General features: G+C 60.6%; 1 protein-coding gene. It reads left to right on the forward strand.

From position 1 onward, the window contains the following. The coding region (locus V7672_RS15225) for an SDR family NAD(P)-dependent oxidoreductase (RefSeq protein ID WP_335625413.1) at positions 1–856 on the forward strand (856 nt) is incomplete at its 5' end. Between the last annotated feature and the right edge of the window lie 28 nt (positions 857–884).

Here is an 884-nt window from a genome sequence, read left to right on the forward strand (position 1 = left end):
GCTTGGTTTGGCAGCGCGTGGTGCACGTGTCATGGTCAACGATCTGGGTGTGACAACCGACGGGCAGGGGGCATCCTCGGCTGCCGCAGAAGCGGTCGCGCAGGAAATCCGCGACGCGGGCGGCGAAGCGATGGCCCATGGCTGTGATGTGTCGGACGAAGCCGGCGTCAAGGATATGGTCGCACAGGTCATGGACGCCTGGGGCCGCGTCGACATTGTGGTGAACAACGCAGGCATCCTGCGGGACAAGACGTTCTCGAAAATGGAGATGTCTGATTTCCGCAAGGTCGTCGACGTCCATTTGATCGGGTCGGCGAATGTCACCCACGCCTGCTGGCCGATCATGCGCCAACAAAAATACGGGCGCATCGTGCTGACATCCTCGGCGTCGGGGCTTTATGGCAACTTTGGTCAGTCCAACTATGGCGCGGCCAAAGCGGCGATGATGGGGCTGATGAACGTGCTGCACCTTGAAGGCGCGCGCGACAATATCCGCGTCAACACGCTGGCGCCCACCGCGGCCACACGGATGACCGCCGATCTGCTGCCCGAACAGGCCCAGGCGTTGCTGGCCCCCGAAACCATCACCCCCGGCCTGCTGTACCTGGTCAGCGAGGATGGCCCCAGCCGCGTGATCCTTGGCGCAGGGGCAGGCGGGTTCGCTCAAACCCGTATTTACGAAACGGAAGGCGTGACCTTGACCGGCGACGAGAATACCCCTGAAGGTGTCGCATCCGCTTTCGACAAAATCACCGACGAGACAGGCCAGCAAGAGCTGACCGATGCCTTTAGTCAAACCAAGAAATACGCTCTCAATGCAGCCAAGGCCCAAGGTCTTGATCTGGATTGGGGCTAACAGACGAAATTTCAAAGGGAGATCACCA

This window comes from Brevundimonas sp. (assembly GCF_036963785.1).
Lineage (GTDB): Bacteria > Pseudomonadota > Alphaproteobacteria > Caulobacterales > Caulobacteraceae > Brevundimonas.